General features: G+C 64.1%; 18 protein-coding genes. 9 read left to right on the top strand and 9 right to left on the bottom strand.

Annotated features, from left to right (window positions below; translation table 11 throughout):
• Nucleotides 1-76 precede the first annotated feature (76 nt).
• Nucleotides 77-742 (top strand): VTT domain-containing protein, encoded by a 666-nt coding sequence (locus AB4Z27_RS03020; protein ID WP_092301041.1) that lies wholly within the window; start codon nt 77-79, stop codon nt 740-742.
• An 18-nt stretch (nt 743-760) separates the two neighbouring features.
• Here the strand turns inward: AB4Z27_RS03020 and AB4Z27_RS03015 are convergent, their stop codons facing one another.
• On the bottom strand, nt 761-1,609 hold the full coding sequence (locus tag AB4Z27_RS03015) for a SirB1 family protein (protein ID WP_092301038.1): 849 nt from the start codon (nt 1,607-1,609) through the stop codon (nt 761-763).
• Between the two features lie 13 nt (nt 1,610-1,622).
• Nucleotides 1,623-3,173: a murein biosynthesis integral membrane protein MurJ gene (gene murJ / locus AB4Z27_RS03010; protein WP_092301035.1), complete on the bottom strand. Its 1,551-nt coding sequence runs from the start codon at nt 3,171-3,173 to the stop codon at nt 1,623-1,625.
• A 285-nt stretch (nt 3,174-3,458) separates the two neighbouring features.
• Between murJ and rpsT the strand changes: the two genes are divergently transcribed.
• Nucleotides 3,459-3,725, top strand: coding sequence for a 30S ribosomal protein S20 (gene rpsT, locus AB4Z27_RS03005; protein WP_092301032.1), 267 nt, complete (start codon nt 3,459-3,461; stop codon nt 3,723-3,725).
• Nucleotides 3,726-3,884: 159 nt separating this feature from the next.
• On the opposite strand, the gene AB4Z27_RS03000 is transcribed toward rpsT, so the two are convergent.
• Complete coding sequence (locus AB4Z27_RS03000) at nt 3,885-4,190, bottom strand: DUF3579 domain-containing protein (RefSeq protein WP_092301029.1); 306 nt, start codon at nt 4,188-4,190, stop codon at nt 3,885-3,887.
• Nucleotides 4,191-4,614: 424 nt separating this feature from the next.
• Between AB4Z27_RS03000 and argF the strand changes: the two genes are divergently transcribed.
• Both argF and ppnP read left to right on the top strand, forming a co-directional pair.
• Nucleotides 4,615-5,538 (top strand): ornithine carbamoyltransferase, encoded by a 924-nt coding sequence (argF, locus tag AB4Z27_RS02995; RefSeq protein ID WP_092301026.1) that lies wholly within the window; start codon nt 4,615-4,617, stop codon nt 5,536-5,538.
• 77 nt (nt 5,539-5,615) lie between these two features.
• Complete coding sequence (gene ppnP / locus AB4Z27_RS02990; protein WP_441592300.1) at nt 5,616-5,927, top strand: pyrimidine/purine nucleoside phosphorylase; 312 nt, start codon at nt 5,616-5,618, stop codon at nt 5,925-5,927.
• 31 nt (nt 5,928-5,958) lie between these two features.
• On the opposite strand, the gene murB is transcribed toward ppnP, so the two are convergent.
• Complete coding sequence (gene murB / locus AB4Z27_RS02985) at nt 5,959-6,969, bottom strand: UDP-N-acetylmuramate dehydrogenase (protein WP_441643884.1); 1,011 nt, start codon at nt 6,967-6,969, stop codon at nt 5,959-5,961.
• A 78-nt stretch (nt 6,970-7,047) separates the two neighbouring features.
• On the opposite strand from murB, the gene AB4Z27_RS02980 reads away from it, so the two are divergent.
• On the top strand, nt 7,048-7,533 hold the full coding sequence (locus tag AB4Z27_RS02980; protein ID WP_092301017.1) for a YajQ family cyclic di-GMP-binding protein: 486 nt from the start codon (nt 7,048-7,050) through the stop codon (nt 7,531-7,533).
• A gap of 42 nt (nt 7,534-7,575) precedes the next feature.
• Here AB4Z27_RS02980 and AB4Z27_RS02975 read toward each other — a convergent pair whose 3' ends face one another.
• From AB4Z27_RS02975 to AB4Z27_RS02965, 3 genes are all read right to left on the bottom strand, one after another.
• Nucleotides 7,576-8,037, bottom strand: coding sequence for a DUF192 domain-containing protein (locus AB4Z27_RS02975; protein ID WP_092301014.1), 462 nt, complete (start codon nt 8,035-8,037; stop codon nt 7,576-7,578).
• A gap of 168 nt (nt 8,038-8,205) precedes the next feature.
• Entirely contained in the window at nt 8,206-8,397 is a 192-nt protein-coding gene (locus AB4Z27_RS02970; protein ID WP_092301011.1) for a hypothetical protein, read from the bottom strand.
• Between the two features lie 110 nt (nt 8,398-8,507).
• Nucleotides 8,508-9,134, bottom strand: a complete 627-nt coding sequence (locus AB4Z27_RS02965; RefSeq protein WP_092301008.1) for a pseudouridine synthase — start codon at nt 9,132-9,134, stop codon at nt 8,508-8,510.
• 238 nt (nt 9,135-9,372) lie between these two features.
• On the opposite strand from AB4Z27_RS02965, the gene icd reads away from it, so the two are divergent.
• Nucleotides 9,373-10,623, top strand: a complete 1,251-nt coding sequence (gene icd, locus AB4Z27_RS02960) for an NADP-dependent isocitrate dehydrogenase (protein ID WP_441643883.1) — start codon at nt 9,373-9,375, stop codon at nt 10,621-10,623.
• 90 nt (nt 10,624-10,713) lie between these two features.
• Here icd and AB4Z27_RS02955 read toward each other — a convergent pair whose 3' ends face one another.
• Nucleotides 10,714-11,445: a carbonic anhydrase gene (locus AB4Z27_RS02955; RefSeq protein ID WP_092301002.1), complete on the bottom strand. Its 732-nt coding sequence runs from the start codon at nt 11,443-11,445 to the stop codon at nt 10,714-10,716.
• Nucleotides 11,446-11,645: 200 nt separating this feature from the next.
• Here AB4Z27_RS02955 and AB4Z27_RS02950 point away from each other — a divergent pair, with 200 nt between their 5' ends.
• A complete protein-coding gene (locus tag AB4Z27_RS02950; RefSeq protein ID WP_092300999.1) occupies nt 11,646-12,110 on the top strand; it encodes a VOC family protein in 465 nt (154 codons plus the stop codon).
• Between the two features lie 206 nt (nt 12,111-12,316).
• Here the strand turns inward: AB4Z27_RS02950 and AB4Z27_RS02945 are convergent, their stop codons facing one another.
• Entirely contained in the window at nt 12,317-12,523 is a 207-nt protein-coding gene (locus AB4Z27_RS02945; protein ID WP_092300996.1) for a cold-shock protein, read from the bottom strand.
• Between the two features lie 538 nt (nt 12,524-13,061).
• Here AB4Z27_RS02945 and clpS point away from each other — a divergent pair.
• Entirely contained in the window at nt 13,062-13,388 is a 327-nt protein-coding gene (clpS, locus tag AB4Z27_RS02940; protein ID WP_008644942.1) for an ATP-dependent Clp protease adapter ClpS, read from the top strand.
• Entirely contained in the window at nt 13,385-15,682 is a 2,298-nt protein-coding gene (gene clpA / locus AB4Z27_RS02935) for an ATP-dependent Clp protease ATP-binding subunit ClpA (protein ID WP_092300994.1), read from the top strand. Before clpS ends, clpA begins: the two co-directional genes overlap by 4 nt.
• Nucleotides 15,683-15,685: the final 3 nt, after the last annotated feature.

The raw sequence follows: 15,685 nt of genomic DNA, 5'->3' as shown, positions 1-15,685 counted from the left end.
GCACACTTGGGCCGCCCGGGTGACGGACGCGCCCGGCGGCTCTTGTATCATGGGGACCTTCTTCTAGGGGATCAGTTTGGACACCGTATTGCAACTGCTGGACATGGTCCTGCACATCGACAAATTCCTCGGCCAGTTCGTTCAGGACTATGGCGTCTGGGTGTACGGCATCCTGTTCGCCATCGTCTTCGCCGAGACCGGCCTGGTGGTGCTGCCGTTCCTGCCCGGCGACTCCCTGCTGTTCATTGCCGGCGCCATGTGCGCCACCGGGGCGATGAACGAGTGGGTGCTTTGCGGCCTGCTGTTGGTGGCCGCGATCACGGGCAACACGGTCAACTACTTCGTGGGGAGCTGGATCGGGCCGAAGGTGTTCGACCACCAATGGCGCTTCCTGGACCAGAAGGCGCTGCGCAAGACGCACGACTTCTACGAGCGCCACGGTGGCAAGACGCTGGTGATGGCGCGTTTCATCCCGATCGTGCGGACTTTCGCGCCGTTCGTGGCGGGGGTGTCGCAGATGACGTTCGCGCGCTTCCAGATGTTCAACGTGCTTGGCGCGGTGGCCTGGGTCTGCGGACTGGTGTTCGCCGGCTACTTCTTCGGCAATTTGCCCTTCATCAAGCAGTACCTGAACCTGATCGTGCTGGCGGGCATTGGTGCGGCGGTGGTGCCGCTGGTGCTGGGCGGGCTGTGGAAGCTGGTACGCGGCAAGCCGCGCACCCGTGCGGATCTCAAGGACTGATGGGGATGAGCCCAGCGATTAGCTGAGGCTCCGGCTCATCATCCGCAGCGCCGGCATGCGGTCGCGGATCTGGGTCGTATCGGCCGCATCGGGACGGGCCTGGACGTAGGCTTCCAGGTCCTCCAGCGCCGGCCGGAAGCACTCCAGGTTGGCATACGCCAGCCCCCGATCGCGCACTTCCTCGATCGAATTCGGCAACAGGATCACCAGGCGGTTCTGCACCGCCAGCAGCCGTTGCCAGCGCGATTCCTGCAGGTAGATCGCCTTCAGGTTGCGCAGCAGGCGGGCGACGATCTCGCGGTGGCTCGCCACCTGCAGRAACAGCCCCAGCGGCACCTGGTTCGGGTCCGAAATCCCCTCCCGTTCGAGGTAGGGGTCCAGCATCTCCTGCAGTTGCTCCTTCGACAGCGTCTCCCCGGTGAGCGGGTCCAGCACCACCTCGCCGGCGGGGATGGTCATGCGCACGAGGAAATGATTCGGGAACGACACGCCCTTGAGCGGCAGCCCGATCTGCTGCCCCAACTCCATATAGAGCACGGCCAGCGTGATCGGAATGCCGCGCCGCTGGCGCAGCACCACGTTCAGGTAGGAATTGTCCGGATCGTAGTAGTCGTTGGCGTTGGCGCCGAAACCGAGATCGCGGTAGAAGAAATGATTGAGCAGGCGCAGGCGCTGGATGGCGGGCGTGCCCTCGGCAATCCGCCGCTTGAGCCGCAGCGCGAGTACGTCGAGGGAGGCCAGTTCGGCTTGGAGGTCGAGGTCCGGGTACGCGTCCTGGGCGATGGAGAGCGCGGTTTCCGTCAGCGGGATGCCGTTTTCGTCGGCCACGAGGCTGGCGAAGTAATCCAGGACTTTCGTGGATGTCATTGCGGGTTCCTGACTAGCCGGCGCGGCGCCGGAAGGCGGCGTAACGCAGCCCCATGATCCACAGTGTACCGAAGTAGACCACCGCCGCAAGTACCAGGCACGACGCCATCAGCGCGATGCGCGCAAGCGGCGTGGCGCCCATCGCCACCCAGTCGAAGTTCCGGGCGAACCACAGCAGCATGCCCGCCAGGATCAGCACCGCCGCGAGCAGCCGGGCGAGAAACAGGCCCCAGCCCGGGGCCGGCCGGTAGAAGCCGCGCCGGCGCAGGCCGAAGAACAGCAGCAGGGCGTTGACGGTGGCGCCGAAGCTGATCGACAGCGCCAGCCCGGCGTGGCCCAGCAGCGGCACGAAGACGTAGTTCGACGCCTGCGTGATGACCAGCACCAGCAGCGCGATCTTCACCGGCGTGCGGATGTCCTGCCGCGCGTAGAAGCCCGGCGTCAGGATCTTGATCAGGATCAGCGCCACCAGGCCGGTGCCGTACGACACCAGCGCCTGGCGCGTCATTTCCACCGCGTGGGCGTCGAACTTGCCGTAGTGGAACAGCACGGCCGTCAGCGGCGTGCCGAACACGAACAGGCCCACGGCGGCGGGCACGGCCAGCAGGAAGGTCAGGCGCAGGCCCCAGTCGAGCAGGCCCGAGTACTCCTCGCGGTCGTCCGTGGCGCTGGCGCGCGAGAGGCTCGGCAGCAGGATGGTGCCCAGCGCCACGCCCAGCAGCGCGGTCGGGAATTCCATCAGGCGGTCCGCATAGGTCAGGTACGAGACGCTGCCGGCGGCCAGGTGCGAGGCGATATTCGTGTTGATGATCAGGCTGATCTGCGCCACCGACACGGCCAGCAGCGCCGGCAGCATCTGACGGATCACGCGCCGCACGCCGGCGTCCGACCAGGCCGCGCGCAGGTTGAACGAGAGCCGCGGCATCACGCCGAGCCGGCGCAGCGCCGGCACCTGGATGACCAGCTGGAGCACGCCGCCCGCCAGCACGCCCCAGGCCTGGGCATAGATCGGCTGGCTCATGTGCGGGCCGACGAACAGCGCCGCCACGATCAGGCAAAGGTTCAGCAGCACCGGGGTGAAGGCCGGCACGGCGAAGTTGCGCCAGGTATTGAGGATGCCCGACGCCAGCGCCACCATCGAGATCAGGCCGATGTACGGGAACATGACGCGCGTCATGAACACTGCCGAGTTGTAGGTCTCGGAGTCGCCCCGGAAGCCGGTGGCCACCACCGTCATCACCACCGGGGCGCCGATCACGCCCAGCACGGACACCGCCACGAGCACCCAGGACATCACCGTGGCCACCGCGTCGATCAGGTGGTGGGTCTCGTCCGGCCCGCGCTTGCCGTGGTATTCGTTCAGGATCGGGACGAAAGCCTGCGAGAATGCGCCCTCGGCAAAGACCCGGCGTAGCAGGTTAGGTATGCGAAACGCCACATTGAAGGCGTCGGTCATGTCCGAGGCGCCGAAGGCCCGGGCAATCAGGATTTCGCGCACCAGCCCCGTGATGCGGGAGAGCATGGTCAGGCTGCTGATGGTGGCGAGCGCTTTGAGCAGGTTCAAGATGGGCCGTGAAAGTTGCTGCGGCGCCACGTATGAGGCGGGGGCCGGCTGGGAATGTGGCGGCTATTATACGGATCGGGCCGCGCGGCACGCCCAGGATGCGGCAGGTGCGTATCGGTCTTGCCCACCGTGCCGGCATGTGTGTATAATCGCCGATTCGCAAAGGACAGTCGCGTTCCGGATTCGTGTGTCAGAGCATCCCGGGTCGCACGATGTGACTTAATTGTTGCGTCCCAAATTATTGCGTCGCCCCGGGCGCGCATTCTGAATTCAGGAAGAAATTACATGGCAAATTCCGCACAAGCCCGCAAGCGCGCGCGCCAGGCCGTCGCCCAGAACGCTCACAACTCGAGCCTGCGTTCGCGTCTGCGCACCGCCGTCAAGGCCGTTCGCAAGGCAATCAACGCTGGTGACAAGGCCGCCGCTGCCGAGATCTTCAAGCAGTCGCAGACCGTGATCGACAGCATCGCCGACAAGAAGATCGTGCACAAGAACAAGGCTGCACGTCACAAGTCGCGCCTGTCGGCTGCCATCAAGTCGATGGCTGCCTGATTGCCGCACGGGCCGCTTCGGCGGTCCTGTAGCAGTCCGAGTGGTACCGCAGTGCGCCGGATCGGCATCGGTCCGGYATGAAAAAAGCTCGTCAATGCGACGAGCTTTTTTGCGTTCTGACGCCAGCTTGGCCCGGGTGTCCGGGCCGGGCAGGGATCTTCAGTCGTTCAGGAAGCAGGCTTCCACCACCTGGAGGTTGTTGTCGCGGGCGAAGTTGAGGACGAAGTCGAGCGCCTTCGGCTCGATGTCGCGCAGGCGGGTGTCGACCACCACGTTCTTCACGCCGGCCACGATCACGGGCCGCACATAGGGCGAGTAGGTCAGGCGGGGATCGCCAGTGTCGCCCTCGGGGCGAAATTGCGCCATCACGCCGCACAGCCGCTCCGCCCAATCGCTCGGTCGAAAGGTCTTGCCTTCCTTGGTGACGCCTTGGATGAAGTATTCGCGAACGTTGGGGGTGGTCATGGGACTGCGGGGATAAGACGGTGACTCGACGGTAAACCCGCTGGACGGGCGCCCGTTTGACGTGTCCGGCCGGCGATTGGTTCGCACGCATCCGGATGGGAGAGCGGGGCGCTTTGTCTGCGGGGGCACTTTTGATGCCGACGGCGGGCGGTGGCATGGGTATGCCGGGGCCCCGCGTGAATCAGCCAGTATTATATCTTATATAAGACCTGCGCATAGGGGCGAATCCTGTCGGGAAGCTGTCAGCGCGAGCATGCGGGCCGATCTGCCCGGGCTCGCCAAAGCTGGAATAATCCCTTATGATTCTTGCAATTACATTGCGTAAGCGACGCGAAAGGCGGCTCCGCGACACGCTCCGACCCTCAGGGACAGCCAGTACCGGCTTCCGGGTTGCGTGTCCTGATCGAGCYGCCTTCTTTGTTTTATGAGCCCAACCCCGATCAAGCATTACCTCCAGTTCAGCGATTTCGGACCCGAAGAGTACGAATACCTGCTGGACCGCGCGCGGATCCTCAAGGCCAAGTTCAAGAACTACGAGACATGGCACCCGCTGCACGACCGCACGCTGGCCATGATCTTCGAGAAGAATTCCACGCGCACGCGCCTGTCGTTCGAAGCCGGCATCCACCAGCTCGGCGGCCATGCGGTGTTCCTGAACACGCGTGACTCCCAGCTGGGCCGCGGCGAGCCGATCGAGGACGCCGCGCAGGTGATCTCGCGCATGGTCGACATCATCATGATCCGCACGTTCGGCCAGGAGATCCTGGAGCGTTTTGCCGCGCATTCGCGCGTGCCGGTCATCAACGGGCTCACCAACGAATACCACCCGTGCCAGGTGCTGGCCGATATCTTCACCTACATCGAGCAGCGCGGCAGCATTGCCGGCAAGACGGTGGCGTGGATCGGCGATGCCAACAACATGGCGTACACCTGGATCCAGGCCGCCGAGCGCCTGGGTTTCACGTTCCATTTCTCGGCGCCGCCGGGATACCAGCTCGATCCGGCCATGGTGCCGGCCACGGCCGCACACCTCGTCAAGGTGTTCGATAATCCGCTCGATGCCTGCCAGGGCGCGCACCTGGTGACCACCGATGTCTGGACCAGCATGGGCTTCGAGGCCGAGAACGACGTGCGCAAGCGCGCGTTCCAGGACTGGATGGTGACCACGGCGATGATGGACCGCGCCACCGATGACGCGCTGTTCATGCACTGCCTGCCCGCCCACCGTGGCGAGGAAGTGGAAGCGGCGGTCATCGACGGCCCGCGCAGCGTGGTCTGGGAGGAAGCCGAGAACCGCCTCCACGTGCAGAAGGCGCTGATGGAATTCCTGCTCTGCGGCCGCTACTGAACACCGCGCCACACCCGACGAAATGGGGCCTGCAAGGGCCCCGTTTTTACGTCCAAATCCCTGAGGAGAATGAACAAATGAGTCAGTTCGACAATGTTTCCGTCGTCAAGAAGGCCAACCTGTACTTCGACGGCAAGTGCGTGAGCCACACGGTGGTGTTTCCCGATGGCACGCGCAAGACGCTGGGCGTGATCTTCCCGGCCACGCTGAACTTCAATACCGGCGCGCCGGAGATCATGGAGATCAACGGCGGTAGCTGCCGCGTGCGTCTGGCCGGTTCGGAGGAATGGAAGACCTATGCTGCGGGCCAGCAGTTCGACGTGCCAGGCAACAGCAATTTCGATATCGAAGTGACCGAGACGCTGGACTACGTCTGCCACTTTGGCTGATTTGCCGGGGTGAGGGGGCCGCGCAGCGGCCTCAGAGGATCACCGGCTCCGGCTCGATCCGCACGCCGAAACGCGCCTGGACCGTATCGACGATGCGGTCCGCCAGCTTCAGCAGCGCGGCACCCGTGCCGCCGCCGTGGTGTACCAGCACCAGCGCCTGTTTACCGTAGACGCCCACCGGGCCGTCGTCCAACCCCTTGAACCCGCACTGATCGATCAGCCAGCCCGCCGCGAGCTTGTAGCCGCCATCGGGCTGTGGATAACTGACCAGCGACGGGTGCGCGGCCAGCAGCGCGTTGCGCAGCGCGGCATCGACCACAGGATTCTTGAAGAAACTGCCAGCGTTGCCGATCTTGGCCGGGTCCGGCAGCTTGCGCGAGCGAATGGCCACCACGGCATCGCGGACCCGGGCCGCATCGGGCGCCGCCACGGGGTCCAACTCGCGCGCCAGTTCGCCATAGTTGAGCACCGGCACCCATGCCTTCGGCAGGCGCAGCGTGACGGCGGTGATCAGGTAGCGCTCGCGCCCCTCGCGCTTGAACAGGCTGTCCCGGTAGCCGAATGCGCACTGTTCGCGATCCAGGGTGACGAAGACGCCAGTCTGGCGGTCATAGGCGCGCAGGCTGGCGAAGCGCTCGCGCAACTCCACGCCATAGGCGCCGATGTTCTGGATCGGCGCCGCGCCGGCCGTGCCGGGGATCAGGGCGAGGTTTTCCAGCCCGGGGTGGCCGTCCGCGATGGTGCGGCCCACCAGCCCGTGCCAGTTCTCGCCGGCGCCGGCGGTGACCAGCCAGTCGTCGCCGTCTTCCGCCACCGCGTAGCCGGGAATTTCCATCAGCAGCACCAGCGCGTCGAGGTCGCCAGTCAGCACCACGTTGCTGCCGCCGCCCAGCACCACCAGCGGCASGCCCTGCGCGCGCGGGTCGGCCAGCGCGGCCAGCAGGTCGGCTTCGGAGCGAATGTGGGCCGCGAGGCGCGCCCGGACATCGAAACCGAATGTATTGTGCCGGCGCAGGGGATAGAATTCGTGGAAATCTGCCATCAAGGGAAGGGTTTGCGGCCGCCGCGGCGGGCGACCCGGACTGCGGGGTAGGCCCGATTATACGTAGGAGAATCGAAAATGCCGTCGTTCGACGTAGTGTGTGAAGCCAATATGGTGGAAGTGAAGAACGCCGTGGAGCAGTCCAACAAGGAAATCTCCACGCGCTTCGACTTCAAGGGCTCCGACGCCCGTGTGGAGCAGAAGGAAGGCGAGCTGACCGCGTTTGCCGACGATGACTTCAAGCTCGGCCAGGTCAAGGACGTACTCATCAACAAGATGGCCAAGCGCAACGTGGACGTGCGCTTCCTCGACTACGGCAAGACCGAGAAGATGAGCGGCGACAAGCTCAAGCAGGTCATCACGATCAAGAAGGGCGTGACTGGCGACCTGGCCAAGAAGATCGTCCGCATGATCAAGGACAGCAAGATCAAGGTGCAGGCCAGCATCCAGGGCGACGCCGTGCGCGTCTCCGGCACCAAGCGCGACGACCTGCAGTCGGTGATCGCGCTGCTGCGCAAGGATGTTTCCGACGCGCCGCTGGACTTCAACAACTTCCGCGACTAAGCGCCCGCCGGCGCGGCGGCMTGCGCCGCGCCGAGACCTGTCTTATTGCGCCTGCCGCGCCTGCTGCGGCAGGCCGCCAATCTTCGCGCCCGGCTTGATGCCCTTCTGCGCGAACCATCCCTTGTTCATCTCGAGCGCATAGCGCACCGCCGCGCGCGGGCAGTGGTTGTCTTCGCTCTGCGGGGCCATGTCCTCGATGTTCACGATGCTGCCGTCGTCGGCCAGGAAGGCGATCGAGAGCGGCAGGTTCGTGTTCTTCATCCAGAAGCAGTGACCCGCCTTCTCATCGAAGACGAACAGCATGCCGGCGTTGGCGGGCATGGTCTTGCGATACATCAGGCCACGCTCGCGCGCCTCCGGGGAGGCGGCCACTTCGGCCTGGATGGCATACATGCCGGCCGTCAGCGGGATCACGGGCAGCGCGGCCTGCGCCTGGGCGAGGCTGGCGAAGGACGTCAGCGCGGCGGCGCCGGCGGCCAGCAGAATCTTGGGCACGAGTTGCATGGCTTGGGAGAGGATTTGGATGTTCGACCGCCGAGAGCATAGCGCAGCCCGGCGCCACCGCGCTTGCGCGGACACATCGGCGCAAGAAAAAAGGCAGGCCGCCGATGCGCGCCTGCCTTTCCGAGGGGCGGCGCGCCGGGCTTGCGCCGGGCCGCCGCAGCACCGCCCTTACTGGGTGGTGGTTGCCGAAGCTGCCTTCTTGGTGGAGGCGTGCTTCGTGTGCTTTTTCTTGCTGGTCTTCGCGGGCTTGGTGGCTTCCTTGGCGGCCGGTGCAGCGTCCGTGGCGGGAGCGGCCGGAGCCTGGGCAAACGCGCCAGTGGCGAACAGTCCGACAACCAGGGCAGCGATCAGTTTTTTCATTGCGAGTACCTCAAAGTGGGTTCTGCGTAGGGAAATCGACGGGACCGTGGCTGTCCCGTCTGCCCTCTGAAACGGCGCGCGCAATCGCGCCGTTGACGTCGCGCTTGTCACTATTTGTAACGGCGCCTTACCGGTGGACGAGCCTGCGGGCGAGGGGATGGCCTTGGCGACGACTGCGGCAGGCCGAGCACGGCCGGGTCGATCTCGCACCAGGCGCCAGGCGCCAGTCCCAGCTCGGGCAAGGCCAGCGCGCCGATGCCCACGCGCACCAGCCGCAGCGTGGGAAACCCCACGGCGGCGGTCATCCGCCTGACCTGGCGATTCTTGCCCTCGCGGATCTGCAATTCCACCCAGGTGGTGGGGATGGCCGCGCGGAACCGGATTGGCGGATCGCGGGTCCAGAGCCAGTTGGGTTCGTCGACGATGCGCGCCGAGGCGGGCAGCGTGCGGAAATCGCCAAGATCGACGCCGGCGCGCAGCGTGGCCAGCGCGGCGGCATCCGGCACCCCTTCGACCTGCGCCAGGTAGGTCTTGGCCAGCTTGTGGTGCGGGTCCGCGATGCGGGCCTGGAGCGCGCCATCATCGGTCAGCAGCAGCAGGCCCTCGCTGTCGGCATCCAGCCGGCCGGCCGGATAGACGCCGGGCACGCGCACGCAGTCGGCCAGCGTCGGCCGCGTAGGGTGCGCGGAGAACTGGCTCATCGTGTTGAACGGCTTGTTCAGGGCAATCAAGGTCATGGGCGCGAAGTATGCCAGCGCGGGCGGACTGCGGACAGCGGCCCGATTTGGCGAATCCCAAATCCATGTTGCATAATAATAAGACTAGTCTTATGTCTTATATAAGACTCATTTGACAATATCCATGCGAACCGAGCAGCGAGGCGGGCTTCCCCTCTACAATGCCTCGCATCAGTCACGCATTGGCGTTGCCGGGCACCGGCCGGGCAGCGGACACAACCCGCAAGTGGAGACGTTCATGTACCAGCACATCAAGGTCCCGGCAGGCGAGAAGATCACGGTCAACGCCGACTCCTCGCTCAACGTGCCGGACAATCCCATCATTCCGTATATCGAGGGCGACGGCACGGGTGTGGATATCACCCCGGTGATGCTCAAGGTGGTGGACGCAGCCGTGGAAAAGGCCTACGGCGGCAAGCGCAAGCTGGCCTGGATGGAGATCTACGCCGGCGAGAAGTCCACGCGCCTCTACGGCCCGGACGTGTGGCTGCCGGACGAGACGTTGCAGGTGGTGAAGGACTACGTGGTGTCGATCAAGGGTCCGCTGACCACGCCGGTGGGCGGCGGCATCCGCTCCCTGAACGTGGCGCTGCGCCAGCAGCTCGACCTTTACGTCTGCCTGCGCCCGGTACGCTACTTCAAGGGCGTGCCCTCGCCGGTGCGCGAGCCGGAGAAGATCGACATGGTGATCTTCCGCGAGAATTCGGAAGATATCTATGCCGGCATCGAGTGGGAGGCTGGCAGCGAAGGCGCCAAGAAGCTGATCAAGTTCCTGCAGGACGAGATGGGCGTCAAGAAAATCCGATTCCCGGAGACGTCGGGCATCGGCGTGAAGCCGGTTTCGCGCGAGGGCACGCAGCGGCTGGTGCGCAAGGCGATCCAGTATGCAATCGACAACGACAAGCCGTCGGTCACGCTGGTGCACAAGGGCAACATCATGAAGTTCACCGAGGGTGGCTTCCGTGACTGGGGCTATGAGCTGGCGCTGCAGGAATTCGGCGCGGAGCTGGTCGACGGCGGCCCGTGGTGCAAACTGAAGAATCCGAAGACGGGCCGCGATATCGTCATCAAGGACGCGATTGCCGATGCCTTCCTGCAGCAGATCCTGCTGCGTCCGGCCGAGTATTCGGTCATCGCCACGCTGAACCTGAACGGCGATTATGTCTCTGACGCGCTGGCGGCCCAGGTGGGCGGCATCGGCATTGCGCCGGGCGCGAATATGTCCGACACCGTGGCCATGTTCGAAGCCACCCACGGCACTGCGCCGAAATATGCCGGCAAGGATTATGTGAATCCAGGCTCGGAAATCCTCTCGGCAGAAATGATGCTGCGCCACATGGGCTGGACCGAAGCGGCCGACCTGATCATCCGGTCGATGGAAAAATCGATCCAGTCGAAAAAGGTGACCTACGACTTCGCGCGGCTGCTGGAAGGCGCCACGCAGGTGTCCTGCTCGGGGTTCGGACAGGTGATGATCGACAATATGTAAGGGCGGTTCCGGCCTCACTGGCCGAAGTCGAAGACAAAACCCCGGTGGCTGAAAGGCCGCCGGGGTTTTTTGTTGGATTGCGGGTACCCCTTACTGACTCAATCCAATCGTCCGCCCATTCAACGGCTGTACCGGCCGGGCGTTCATTGGATAAAGCGCCTTGAATGCCGCGATCTGCGCCGCCGAGATTCCTACCGGCTGCTTTATCACGTGCCACAGCACGCCCTCGCTGCATGGCGGCGTGGTCAAGCTGCCGGTGTAGGCAAAATAGGTGCGATCCTTCGGCAGCAATGCCTCCGGGTTCAACGTGCCAGCCAGTTTCACCGGCTCGGCGCCGTGGGCCGGCATGGACGAGAAAACCTGTTCGATGATTGGATTGGCGCCGCCCTCCTCGAATAGCACGGCCACGACGGCGAGTTGCCCGGTACTGTTCATATGGACCATGTGCGCGACCATCGGATAGGTCTTGCCGTCGATGACCTCTTCGCTCGGGGTATGGAAGTGGAACTGGATGAGTTCGTAGTCGCCCGAAGGCAGGTGCGCCTTGCTGCCGCTCTCTGGCCGGACGGCGATGGTGTGGCCGTTGTTGAGCACCTTGGCACTGCCGGCGGCGTACGCGAAGCGGATCGGCTTGAACCCGCCGGGCACGGCACCGCGGATGTCAATCGGCGATTGTTCCTTGCCGAGCTTGCAAGTCGCGTATTCGGCGTCCAGGTCGCCCCAGGCGGGGCTTTCGTAGGTCCACGGTGCGTGATGCGGCGCTGCCGCAATCGCGCTCAAGGCGCACGTGGATAAGAGGGCGGCGGACAGCAACTGTTTCATGTGAAATTCCGTTTCTGAGGGGCGCGGCGCGCAGTCTACCGGCTCGCGTGCCGGACCAGAACGTCAAGACGGTATTTTCAGAAATGCACGATGTGCATGCCGCCGCGCYATATGCATTGCACCGCGACATGGACCCTTCTGGCGATTGACCTCGCCATCCGCTACAACATCAGAACTCAGTGTTTTACGAGGAGACCTTCATGGATGACCCGTTTGGAAGACGCGCGCTCGGGGCGGCGCTCTTCTACAAGGATCCGCTGACCGCGCTCGACTGGCTCGAACGCGCGTTTGGCTTCGAGCGCGTGATGGTGATTACCGACAAGGAGGGCCATCTCGTGCATTCGGAGATGCGCTATCGCGACAGTTACCTGATGGTGGGGAGCGAGTGGGCCGACTACACGGCCAGCCCGGCGTCGGTTGGCGGCAAGAACACGCAGGCGGTGCACGTGCACATGCCGGACGGTCTCGACGACCATTGCGAGCGGGCGCGCGCCGCCGGCGCGGTGATCGTGCGCGAGCCGGAAGACCAGTTCTACGGCGATCGCGTCTATTCGGCGCGCGACCCGGAGGGCCATGTCTGGAGTTTCGGGCAGTCGGTGCGCAAGGTCAGCCGCGAGGCGGCCGAGCTGTCCAGCGGGCTGAATATCGAGGGGTGGACTGGCTGACGCATGCCGCGCCGACCGTGCAAAACAAGAAGCCCGGTTTTCACCGGGCTTCTTGTTGGATGCGTGGCGTGTCGCTTGTGAACCGCTACTGCAGCGTGCCGCGCTGGCGGACCAGCGTGGCACAGGATCCCGTTCCGGGGGAGCGCGTCCCCCCGCATCCGTTTGACCGCCGCGGCTCTGAGGCCCGTACGGTCGCGGCGCGACTTTTACTGCGCGTCCTGGATATTCGTGGCCTGCTTGCCCTTAGGGCCCTGCACCACCTCGAACTCCACGCGCTGGCCTTCCTTCAGCGTCTTGAAACCCGCCATCTGGATTGCCGAAAAGTGCGCAAACAGTTCTTCCTCGCCATCGTCCGGCTTGATAAAACCGAAACCCTTGGCGTCATTGAACCATTTGACGATACCGCTAGCCATAAACTCCCCCAACGAAAAAACAGATTTTCAAGCGGGGAAACCTGTGGCCAGCCGCATGACGCCGGCGCGCCCGCCGGGCCGATCCTTGTCGGATTCGGCCGGTGGAATCGCCGGGTCTTGTGGAGCGCGTGGCAAGACATTGCGATCCGCCTGATAATCAGGTGGAAAACGTCGTGCCGACGCCGGTCGTGGGCCTCCCTGCTCACGGAATCATCCGGGCCGGCCTTGTACGTTTGGCTCGCCGGTCGGGCCTGGATGTGCGACCGATTTTTCTGGCAAACCACCATACTGTCAAGCTGGCAGATTCCCCACTCGGCGTAGGGTGTGGCGGGATTGAAACGGCGCGGAATGGTACCTTTGCGACAGGCGTGCAGCCTGCCCGAAGGCCGGGCGCGCCGTGCACCACGGACGTGCGGCGTAAGTCGTTTGCGGCATTTCCGTGCGTTCGGACACGTTGGAACTTTCCGAAGGTGTGGCCCTTGAATACGTGGCCATTTCCCCAAATTGCAGACTTGTGAGTAAGGGTTAGAATAAAGCCATGGCGACACGGCTGGCGAATACCCCACAACGCGAGACAGGCACCGTCATCGAACGGAAGGAGCAACAGCTCAAACCCCCGGCGATGTACAAGGTGGTCCTGCTCAACGACGACTACACACCGATGGAGTTCGTCGTGATGATCCTGCAGCAGTATTTCAGCAGGGACCGGGAAACGGCGACGCAGATCATGCTCACCGTCCACCGGGAAGGCAAGGGCGTTTGCGGTATCTACACGCGGGATATCGCGGCGACCAAGGTCGAGCTTGTATCAACCCATGCGCGGCAGGCGGGCCACCCGTTGCAGTGCGTGATGGAGGAAGCATGATTGCGCAAGAATTGGAAGTAAGCCTGCACATGGCTTTTGTCGAAGCCCGCCAGGCGCGCCACGAGTTCATTACCGTGGAACACCTGCTGCTGGCGTTGCTCGACAACCCGACGGCAGCCGAAGTGCTGCGCGCGTGCGCAGCCAATATCGAGGACTTGCGCACCAGCCTGAAGAACTTCATTGCCGATAACACCCCAGTCGTACCGGGGTCGGACGAGGTGGACACGCAACCCACGCTGGGCTTCCAGCGGGTGATCCAGCGCGCCATCATGCACGTGCAGTCCACGTCCAACGGCAAGAAGGAAGTCACTGGCGCCAATGTTCTGGTGGCTATCTTCGGCGAAAAGGACTCACATGCGGTCTACTACCTGCAACAGCAGGGAGTGACGCGCCTCGATGTCGTCAATTTCATCAGCCACGGCATCCGCAAGGACCAGTCCGAGCCGGCCAAGCACGGCGAGGGTAATGCCGAGGGCGAGGGTGGCGACGGCAAGGAAAGTCCGCTCGAGCAGTACACCCAGAACCTGAACGCCCTGGCCAAGGCCGGCAAGATCGATCCACTGATTGGCCGGGATTCCGAGGTGGAGCGCGTGGTGCAGGTGCTGTGCCGCCGACGCAAGAACAACCCGCTGCTGGTGGGCGAGGCTGGCGTGGGCAAGACCGCCATCGCCGAGGGTCTGGCGTGGCGCATCACCAAGAACGAGGTGCCYGACATCCTGGAAAAGGCTGTGGTGTACTCGCTCGACATGGGCGCGCTGCTGGCCGGCACCAAGTATCGGGGCGATTTCGAACAACGCCTGAAGGGCGTGCTGAAGTCGCTCAAGGACAATCCGAACGCGATCCTGTTCATCGACGAAATCCACACGCTGATCGGCGCAGGCGCCGCCTCGGGCGGCACGCTGGACGCCAGCAACCTGCTCAAGCCGGCGCTGTCGTCTGGGGCGCTCAAGTGCGTCGGTGCGACCACGTTCACCGAATATCGCGGCATTTTCGAGAAAGATGCGGCCTTGTCGCGTCGTTTCCAGAAGATCGACGTGGTCGAGCCCTCGGTAGAYCAGACCGTGCAGATCCTGCGTGGCCTGAAGTCKCGSTTCGAGGAGCACCACGGCGTCAAGTACGCCGCCGCGGCACTGACTGCTGCAGCCGAACTGTCGGCGCGCTTCATCACCGACCGTCATCTGCCGGACAAGGCSATTGATGTGATCGATGAGGCAGGTGCTGCGCAGCGCATCCTGCCGAAGTCGAAGCAGAAGAAGACCATTGGCAAGGGCGAGATCGAGGACATCGTCTCGCGCATCGCGCGGATCCCGCCGCAGAGCGTGAACCAGGACGATCGCAGCAAGCTGCAGACGCTGGATCGCGACCTGAAGTCGGTGGTGTTCGGGCAAGACCCGGCCATCGAGGCGCTGTCGTCGGCCATCAAGATGTCGCGGGCTGGCCTGGGCAAGACGGACAAGCCGATCGGCTCGTTCCTGTTCTCGGGCCCGACCGGCGTCGGCAAGACCGAAGTCGCCAAGCAGCTCGCCTTCATCATGGGCATCGAGTTGCTCCGCTTCGACATGTCCGAATACATGGAGCGCCACGCGGTCAGCCGCCTGATCGGTGCGCCTCCGGGCTATGTCGGCTTCGATCAGGGTGGTTTGCTGACCGAGGCGGTGACGAAGAAGCCGCACTGCGTGCTGCTGCTCGATGAGATCGAAAAGGCRCATCCGGATATTTTCAATATCCTGCTGCAGGTGATGGACCATGGGGCGCTGACCGATAACAACGGCCGGCGCGCTGACTTCCGCAACGTGATCATCATCATGACCACGAACGCGGGGGCGGAGACCATGAACCGCGCCACGATCGGCTTCACGAGCGCGCGCGAGCAGGGCGACGAAATGGCGGACATCAAGCGTATGTTCACGCCGGAGTTCCGCAACCGCCTGGACGCGACCATCAGCTTCCGTTCGCTGGATGAGGAAATCATCCTGCGCGTGGTGGACAAGTTCCTGATGCAACTGGAAGAGCAGTTGCACGAGAAGAAGGTGGAAGCGAGCTTCACCGAGACCCTRCGCAAGTTCCTGGCCAAGAAGGGYTTCGATCCGCTGATGGGTGCGCGGCCGATGCAGCGCCTGATCCAGGACATGATCCGCAAGGCACTTGCCGACGAACTGCTGTTCGGCAAGCTGGTGACCGGCGGCAAGGTGGTCGTGGACCTGGACGAGGGCGATCAGATCAAGCTGACGTTCTCCGAGGCCGATCCGGAACCGCCGGAGGCACCGGAAAGCGAACAGCGCGCCGAGGCCTGAACC

The organism is Cupriavidus sp. KB_39, assembly GCF_052114485.1.
Taxonomy (GTDB): Bacteria; Pseudomonadota; Gammaproteobacteria; order Burkholderiales; family Burkholderiaceae; genus Cupriavidus.
This window is presented reverse-complemented; position numbering and strand designations above follow the sequence as displayed.

Excerpts from the sequence above, each read along its gene's own strand:
- AB4Z27_RS02965 (WP_092301008.1), bottom strand. The coding sequence starts at position 9,134 with ATGACCTTGATTGCCCTGAACAAGCCGTTCAACACGATGAGCCAGTTC.
- AB4Z27_RS02975 (WP_092301014.1), bottom strand. The coding sequence starts at position 8,037 with ATGCAACTCGTGCCCAAGATTCTGCTGGCCGCCGGCGCCGCCGCGCTG.
- rpsT (WP_092301032.1), top strand. The coding sequence starts at position 3,459 with ATGGCAAATTCCGCACAAGCCCGCAAGCGCGCGCGCCAGGCCGTCGCC.
- AB4Z27_RS02955 (WP_092301002.1), bottom strand. The coding sequence starts at position 11,445 with ATGAAACAGTTGCTGTCCGCCGCCCTCTTATCCACGTGCGCCTTGAGC.
- ppnP (WP_441592300.1), top strand. The coding sequence starts at position 5,616 with ATGAGTCAGTTCGACAATGTTTCCGTCGTCAAGAAGGCCAACCTGTAC.
- clpS (WP_008644942.1), top strand. The coding sequence starts at position 13,062 with ATGGCGACACGGCTGGCGAATACCCCACAACGCGAGACAGGCACCGTC.
- AB4Z27_RS02980 (WP_092301017.1), top strand. The coding sequence starts at position 7,048 with ATGCCGTCGTTCGACGTAGTGTGTGAAGCCAATATGGTGGAAGTGAAG.
- icd (WP_441643883.1), top strand. The coding sequence starts at position 9,373 with ATGTACCAGCACATCAAGGTCCCGGCAGGCGAGAAGATCACGGTCAAC.
- AB4Z27_RS02945 (WP_092300996.1), bottom strand. The coding sequence starts at position 12,523 with ATGGCTAGCGGTATCGTCAAATGGTTCAATGACGCCAAGGGTTTCGGT.
- argF (WP_092301026.1), top strand. The coding sequence starts at position 4,615 with ATGAGCCCAACCCCGATCAAGCATTACCTCCAGTTCAGCGATTTCGGA.
- AB4Z27_RS03000 (WP_092301029.1), bottom strand. The coding sequence starts at position 4,190 with ATGACCACCCCCAACGTTCGCGAATACTTCATCCAAGGCGTCACCAAG.
- AB4Z27_RS02950 (WP_092300999.1), top strand. The coding sequence starts at position 11,646 with ATGGATGACCCGTTTGGAAGACGCGCGCTCGGGGCGGCGCTCTTCTAC.
- AB4Z27_RS02970 (WP_092301011.1), bottom strand. The coding sequence starts at position 8,397 with ATGAAAAAACTGATCGCTGCCCTGGTTGTCGGACTGTTCGCCACTGGC.